Here is a 7,500-nt window from a genome sequence, read left to right as displayed (position 1 = left end):
ACGTGGTCGGATCGGTGGACCTCGGTGAGGTGACCATGGTCCTGCCCGGCGACACCGTCGACATCACGGTGGAGCTCGGCAAGCCGGTCGCGATGCACGTCGGGCTCGGCTTCGCCGTCCGGGAGGGTGGCCGTACGGTGGCCGCCGGCACGGTGACCGAACTGCTCGACTGAGCCGCGCGTGGAAGGGCTCCTCGGTGCCGAGGAGCCCTTCCACAGGCGCCGACCAGGTACCGGCCCGGAGCACCTCGACGTCTGGCTCACGGGCAACGGCGAACTGCGGCAGAAGGGGAGCTCCGCAACCACCACAAACGCCCAGCCCAACACCATGATCGGCTTAGTCCACGTGGCATTGACGCTCTTGACACACTCCAGACGGCAGCGTTAACATCGCCGCAACATTGTTAACGCTAACAGGGGTGCTCGGTCATTGGACCCCACCGGACGAGGCCGAGCCAAATGGACGTGTGCGCTGGAAGCCCGCCCCCAACACCCTTCGCGATCACCTTCGAAGGTTGCCTCACAGCCAGCACCACCAACTAACCACGCCAAGCCGGTTACACCGGAAAGTCGGGCACTTCCGCCCGTTGTTAGCGCTAACGCAGCCCAGACGGAAGGTTAGGACCTAATGGTTATCGAAGGGACCGCTGGGAAGCGACGTCGAGGTTTAGCAGCTATTGGCCTTGCCCTCGCGGTAGGAGTAGGGGTCGGCCAACTGGCACCGATTGTGCCGGCCTCGGCTGAGAAGCCCGTACAGCCAGGGGCGCAGGGCGTCGGACCCCGAACCCCGTCCGCCAAGGTGCCGCTGGCCGGTGTCGACATGGCCCAGACATATGTGAACCCCATCAATCTGCCCGGGATGGCGGTGCGCAACATCGTAGGGACGATGCCGCCCACGGACACGAATGTTGCCAACACATCGCAAATTCCCGCCAGCTTGAACCTGGAGACGTGGACGGCAGCGTCCGGGCGGACTCTCGCGAGCCGATCCACCGTCGGTTTTACCAGGATTTCGGAGAACTCGGCACGGACCGGGGCGGACTGGTCCGCGCTGAACGTCGACGGGACCATCTATCTCTACGCATCCGGTGCCATGCAGAACGCACCGAACAACAACCGCACTGTCTGGTCCACTACCGACTACCTCACGTGGACGCCCCATCAGATGAACCTGGGCCTGGTCGCACCAACCGTCGCGCAGATCGGCGACAAGTTCTACATGGCCGGCAACAACACGCCGGTCTATCAAGCGGACTCGCCCACTGGGCCGTGGACCAGCATGGGGAATTTCCTGCGCCCGACCGGCCAGACCCTGAGCGTCGGCGACGTGCAGTTCTTCCTTGACACGAACGGTCGGCTGTACCTGACGTACAACATCGGCTCGCCGATCATGGGCGCCGAACTCGACCCGAACAATCCTCGGCAGCTCATCAGCGACCCGGTCGTGCTCTGGACTTTTGATCCGCGCCAGGAGTGGCAGCACATCGGTGACAACAAGGCGACCTACACGCACGGGTACGTGGAGGGTTCGCAGCTGTTCAAGGTGGGGGACACGTATTACCTCTCGGTCGCGTCCGGTGGCACGGAGTTCACCACGTACGCCACGGGCGTCATGTCGTCGGACAAACCGCTTTCAGGGTTCAAGGAAACGCAGCAGAACCCGATCGGCTACGGAAACAACCACCCCAGTGCGGTATATCCGAACGCCGGGCACGGCAGTTTCGTAATCGACAGCTCCGGTAACCTGGTGTTCTTCTACACCTACGTCATCGCATACGAGGAGTTCTTCGAGCGACGACTGGGAATGGACATCTGCAACGTGATTCCGGCCGGCCCGCAACAGGGAGCAATCGATTGCGACTTGTCCAACACGCCGCAACTGGCCCCCGGGAAGAAGATCTCGGGCACGGACGACGTCGGGCTCTACAATGTGGCTACCAACAGCCAGGCGTACTGGGCGAGCAGCTATGCCCCCGGGCGGAATCCGTACTACGGAGGGGACCGGTCCCTCTCCACCTGGTGGGAGCCGGCTGACAGGGACACCGCGCCCACGTACATCAGGGGCTTCGGGACGGTCTTCCACATCTCTGCTGCGCAGATCCAGTGGAAGGAGCTCGGCCGCACGTTCACCAAGGACAACGCCGTGCAGTACACGCTGGAGTACAAGGACATCCCAACCAACACGTGGCGGACGCTGGTCGACAGGAGCACGAACACCACCGCGTACACGGCTGACTACGTCACCTTCGACCGGGTGCTGACGAACGCGGTCAGGCTGAAGGTCCTGGGTACGACCGAGAACGTCAAGGTCGGAATCCACGAGCTCAACGTGTTCGGGGAGAACTACAACCTGGTCGCTTCAAAGGGCATGATCACCCCGTAGTCCGGTTGCTGGGGTCGCTGTGCAGTGAAGGAGCGGGCGAGATCAGTCGATCTCGCCCGCTCCCTCTTGTGGCGCATCTCCGCACGCCTCGGGGTGCCTCTGCTGGCTACCGCACCGTCAACTCCTGGTAGTTGGCGGCGGAGGGCTGGTAGGTCGGGTTGCCGGAGTAGGCAACGTGGACCCGGTAGTCCCCGGGCTGCAGATCGGCCGTCTGCAGTTCGACGACGGCCTTACCGTCCGCCAGTGGCACGACCTGCACAGTGCCGCTGAAGGTGACGGTGACCTCGCCGGTCGGGGTCGGAGCGTTCTGCTTCTGCCCGCCCCCGGGCCCAGCCGTCACGTTCAGGCTGAACGTGTCCCCGCGGACAACCGACGCCGGCGCGGTTTTCGCCTGGACCTTGACGGCGGCCGGGCCGGCGGGCACCTCGAACGACGCCGTACCTTCCGACGCCTTCAGGTAGTCGAAGCCGAGGTACTCGGTCTTGACCGTCCGGGTACCCGCAGGCAGGCCCGTCGGCAGCGTGACCGTGGCCGTGCCGTCCTCCAGCTGGGCGAGCTCCGACCACGAGCCGATGCTGAACCGCACCTGGCCGCCGGTCTCGAACCCGTCAGCCGCCTTGACTGTGGCGGTGGCCGTGGTCGTCTGGGCCCCGCTCGCGTACGGCTCGACAGCCACCTCAGTGGTGGTCGTGACGTCGCTGTTCGGGATCCCGCGGATGTCGTTCCACTCGCGGAGGGTCAGCGGGATCACGGTGCCGTGACGCGGACGGACGACACCCGCGTTCGTCATCGTGATCGCCTTGGCGTTCCAGGTCGGAGCCTCGATGTTCTCGTGGCACGCGGCCTGGTAGCCACCACCGTTCGTGTACCGGTCACCCCAGAGGTAGAACTGGCCGGGGCAGGAGGTGTCACCAGGGTTGGCCTTGAAGATGACCGGCCCCTCGTACCCCTGGTTGGCGACCCACGTCGTGCGCCCCAGAGCCGGAGCGACCAACGTCCAGTTGTTGATGTTGCTGTCCAGGAAGTCGGTGTGCTTCTCCGAGAAGATGTCCGAGCCCTGGTTGCCAGCCTCGTTCTTGGTCACCCGGTAGTAGTTGTCACCGACCCGGATCGCGGTCGTGTCGATCCGCGACAGAGGCGCCGGGTCCTGCCAGACCTGGGGAGCGGAGAACGTCTGGAAGTCGCGCGTCGTGGCGTACCACATCTGCGCGTTCCCCTGACCGGTGCGGTTCACGGGGTTGTTCCACAGCGACTGTGCCCAGAACACGGCGTAGGCGCCGATCTCCTCGACCCACAGCGACTCGGGTGCGAAGGCGTTGCCCGCGTTGTCGGGGGCGACCTTCACGTGCCGCTGAGGAGTCCAGTTCACGAGGTCGTGCGACTCGAACACCTCGATGTACTGGGTGTCGTTGATGGCGTATCCGCCCTGGTCGTACCAGTTCAGGTCAGTGGCGATCATGTAGAACGTGTCGCCGTCGGGTGAGCGGACGATGTGCGGGTCACGAAGGCCCTGGTCGCCCAGCTGGGAGATGAGCGACGGCCGGCCTCCGGTCAGACCGGTCCAGTCCAGAGCGGTGTTTCCGTTGGACGTGGCGAACATGATCTGCTCGCCGTCGGCGATTCCCTCGCCCTTGAAGTACCCCATGAAGTACCGCTCGTGCTCCTCGGAACGGGGCATGGCGGTGATGGTCACCGGGAACGACTTGGTCTTCGAGGCCGAACCCTTGGTGATGGTCGCCGTCAGGGTGGCGGCAACATCCTCATGGCCGAAGGCCGGGCGGGTCACCTCACCCGTCGGGGTGACGAGGTCGGTGGTCGACTTCCAGGTGATCGTGGACCCGAACTCGCCGTTGGCGGCGAGGTCGAGGTTTCCGCGTACGTCGTCGGTGGCGTACAGGGTCAGGTCGAACGTGTCACGGTCGACCGCCTGCGCGTCGTCGAACTCTGCCTTGACCACGACGGGGATCTCCCGTGTGGTGACCTCTTGGGCGCCCTTGCGGACAGTCGCCGTGAGCGTGGCTGTCGCATCGGGCTGCCCCTGCGCGGGTCGGGTGACCCTCCCGGTCACCGCAACCTTGCGTGCGCTGGCGAGGGCTGGCGGGGTGTAGACCTCGACGACCGACGGATCCGAACTCGTCCACGTGATGGCCGAGCCCGCCACGGAGCCCACCTTGGGCAGAACGATGTCGCGTACGACTGCACTGGTCAGGCCGAGGTCGATGGCGGCGGCGTCGGCGCGAACGCCAGCGGAGACGGTCTTCTCCGCCAGGGCGAGTGTCTCGTCGAGACTCACTGCCCGGTCGTAGACCCGGAAGTCCCGGATCGTTCCGCGGAATGAGTAGTGGCCCGACGTCTGCGAGCGAGCGAGAAAGTTGCAGTTGGTCCCTGCGGCGTTCACCGACGGCGCCGTGGTCAGGTTCGTTGACGTCGCGTGCAGCACGCCGTCGAGGTAAAGCCTGCCGGTCCAGCTCGTGCCGTTCGAGTTCAGTGACTGGGCGTAGGTGACGTGCGTCCACGCTCCCTCGAGCATGCGGACACGGTTCTGTTGGAGGTTCGTCGAACCCACCGCGACGCGGAACCGCTGGGTGTTCGACGCGAAGATGGAGCCTTGGGCGCCGGTGTCGACGTCGCACGAGCCGGACTTGCGGCCGAAGCTCCACATCTGGTGCTCGCCGACGTTCGCCGGGTCGATCCACACGTCATAGTCGACGGTGAGGTTCGACATGCCGGCAGTGATGTCGTTCGGCAGCGCCACGTACGCACCGTCGAGGGCGCTCTCGTACGAGTCGGGGTTGAACCTGACTCCGTCGCCGGTCAAGGTCGCCTTCTCCGGATTCACGAGCGTGGCGTTCGCCGCCGAGCCGGCGCTACCCGAGTTGACCAGCGTCGTCCCACTGGTCTCGTCGAGGGCGAAGTGGTGCACCAGACCCTCGTTGAGCTGCTCGTCGGCAGCGTGCGAGGGCGTCGGTGCGAACGAGACCGAGAGAAGCGCACCCAGTGCCAGGACCGCGACACCGCTACCCTTCCGACTCAGCCTGGGACGTGACCTTCGCTGTCGCAATCTCAATTGATCCTCCTTGACCGGTGTGGGGCTCCCTCTGAAGTGGACGAGGGTTGTTAACGCTAACTTCGGCGTAGTGCCAGGTCAACGAGACGATGCGTCGTTGCGAAGCTTGGCGGAAACCTGGTGGCAATTTGCGCCATGTCGGTTGGTCTGCCGGATTCGCAGCGACCACCCTCGCCGGAGCCTCGGCTGGCAACGAACCGTGCCCGGGATCAGGGACCGCCTCTTCGTCCGACTCGTCGGAGCCGGACTCGTCGCCGCCGGCCTGCTGTTCCTCCTCGGCTTCTGAACCCCGGCCAAGCCGTCAGAGGCTGAAGCGGAACGACGCGGAGGCGTTCATCCACGATGATGCATCTTGCGGATCGATTGATGCGCGCCGATACTGGCGGAAGCGTGCGTCGGGAGGACGACATGGACTCACCAGCAGCGATGCGTCACCCGACGGCGACTCACGGGGCCACCACCCATCTGGTCCTATCACCTCCGAGGAGGAGACAGTGAGCCTCACACCCCCTACCCGCCGCCACGTCCTCCGATCCAAACTGCTCGCCGTTAGCGTCGGCCTGCTCGCCACCGCCGCATTCGCGCCGGCGACGGCCGCAGCGGCGTCCCCTCAGGCCTACAGCGCCGGGCAACTCGCCGCCGCGAGCGGCGCGGTGCAACGGTCGGGCGTCGAGGGCATCGCCTGGCACGTGGACGAGGCGTCCGGGCGCGTCGTCGTGACCGCCGACAGCAGCGTCTCCCGCGCCGAGATCGCGAAGATCAAGCAGAGCGCCGGGGACAAGGCCGGTGCGATCCGAATCGAGCGCGCCTCCGGTGTCTTCGCCCCTCTGCTGTCCGCAGGTGACGCCATCTACGGCGGCCAGTACCGCTGCTCGCTCGGCTTCAACGTCGTCAGCGGCAGCACCTACTACTTCCTGACCGCCGGGCACTGCGGGAACGTGGCCAGCACCTGGTACACCAACTCCGGCCACACCACGCTCATCGGCCCGACCATCAGCTCCAGCTTCCCCGGCAACGACTACGCCCTGGTCCGCTACGACAACACCTCCCTCACCCACCCCGGCGGGTTCACCGTCGCCGACGCCTTCGTCGGCGAGACGGTCACGCGCAAAGGGTCGACCACCGGCACCCACAGGGGTACGGTCACCGCGCTGAACGTCTCGGTCCGCTACGTCGGCAAGGGCGGCGGCACCGTGAGCGGCATGATCCAGACCACCGTCTGCGCCGAGCCCGGGGACTCCGGCGGCCCGCTCTACGACGGCACCAAGGCGCTCGGCATCACCTCCGGCGGCAGCGGCGACTGCAGGTCCGGGGGCACCACCTTCTTCCAGCCCGTACGCGAAGCAGCCAACGCGTACGGCGTGACCATCTACTGATCCAACGGCAAGGCGAATGTGGAGGGCCCGGGCCGTGGCCGGGGCCCTCCATGCCGTCACCGGCTCCGTCGTCCAACCGAGTGACCGGAACCCGAGGCTGCACGGAACGATCAGCCACGACAATCACCCCGATCGAGACTGGGCCGATCGAGGGAGTCGCCGCGCTGAGATTTGCGTGGTCAAGCACGCTTGACCACCAGTACGCGAAACACAGCATGGATGCTGCAAATCGGTGTCTGAGGGGGATCCGTACACACACGGCGCCCATGCTCGGCATGGGTGCTCATGCCGAGCATGGGCGCCGTCAGAGCGAAGGTCGCCCAGGGCCCTCGGCTCGGATGGGTGTGGGAGGCGGTTACTCGGTGCGCAGGGCGGCGGCGGTGCGGGTGCGGGCGGCCCAGCCGGCCGGTAGAAGCGCGCTGGCGACGGCGATGAGCAAGCCGGCGAGACCGAGGAGCAGCATCTGCGCACCACGAGCCCCATCGAGTCGACGTTTCTCGGCGAGCGATACCGCAGGCTCGCCAGACGCCGCGGCAAGAAAAAAGCCGTCGTCGCGGTCGGCCGATCCATCCTGACCATCGTCTGGCACCTGCTCTCCGACGAACAATCCACCTTCAACGACCTGGGCCCCGGACACCACGACAACCGCGCCGGCACCCAACGCGCCATCCGCAA

Annotated in this window: 3 protein-coding genes and 2 pseudogenes; 3 read left to right on the top strand and 2 right to left on the bottom strand. The window is 65.9% G+C overall.

Going from position 1 to position 7,500, the window contains the following annotated elements; translation table 11 throughout:
- Together AB0H57_RS32140 and AB0H57_RS32135 are read left to right on the top strand one after the other, a co-directional pair.
- Nucleotides 1–173: pseudogene (locus tag AB0H57_RS32140) on the top strand (elongation factor Tu); the annotation flags it as partial.
- 646 nt (nt 174–819) lie between these two features.
- On the top strand, nt 820–2,382 hold the full coding sequence (locus AB0H57_RS32135) for a family 43 glycosylhydrolase (RefSeq protein WP_357512424.1): 1,563 nt from the start codon (nt 820–822) through the stop codon (nt 2,380–2,382).
- A gap of 106 nt (nt 2,383–2,488) precedes the next feature.
- On the opposite strand, the gene AB0H57_RS32130 is transcribed toward AB0H57_RS32135, so the two are convergent.
- Nucleotides 2,489–5,305 (bottom strand): immunoglobulin-like domain-containing protein, encoded by a 2,817-nt coding sequence (locus tag AB0H57_RS32130; protein WP_357512423.1) that lies wholly within the window; start codon nt 5,303–5,305, stop codon nt 2,489–2,491.
- Nucleotides 5,306–5,943: 638 nt separating this feature from the next.
- On the opposite strand from AB0H57_RS32130, the gene AB0H57_RS32125 reads away from it, so the two are divergent.
- Nucleotides 5,944–6,825 (top strand): S1 family peptidase, encoded by an 882-nt coding sequence (locus AB0H57_RS32125; RefSeq protein WP_357512422.1) that lies wholly within the window; start codon nt 5,944–5,946, stop codon nt 6,823–6,825.
- A 355-nt stretch (nt 6,826–7,180) separates the two neighbouring features.
- Here the strand turns inward: AB0H57_RS32125 and AB0H57_RS32120 are convergent.
- A pseudogene (locus AB0H57_RS32120) lies at nt 7,181–7,500 on the bottom strand (hypothetical protein); the annotation flags it as partial.

The sequence above is a fragment of the Micromonospora sp. NPDC050686 genome (assembly GCF_040654475.1).
Classification (GTDB): domain Bacteria; phylum Actinomycetota; class Actinomycetes; order Mycobacteriales; family Micromonosporaceae; genus Micromonospora.
The sequence above is the reverse complement of the archived record's forward strand: the minus strand, read 5'-3'. Positions and strand labels throughout refer to the sequence as shown.

What these genes read in the sequence shown, in the direction of transcription:
- AB0H57_RS32135 (WP_357512424.1), top strand. Translation starts at nt 820, where the DNA reads ATGGCCCAGACATATGTGAACCCCATCAATCTGCCCGGGATGGCGGTG.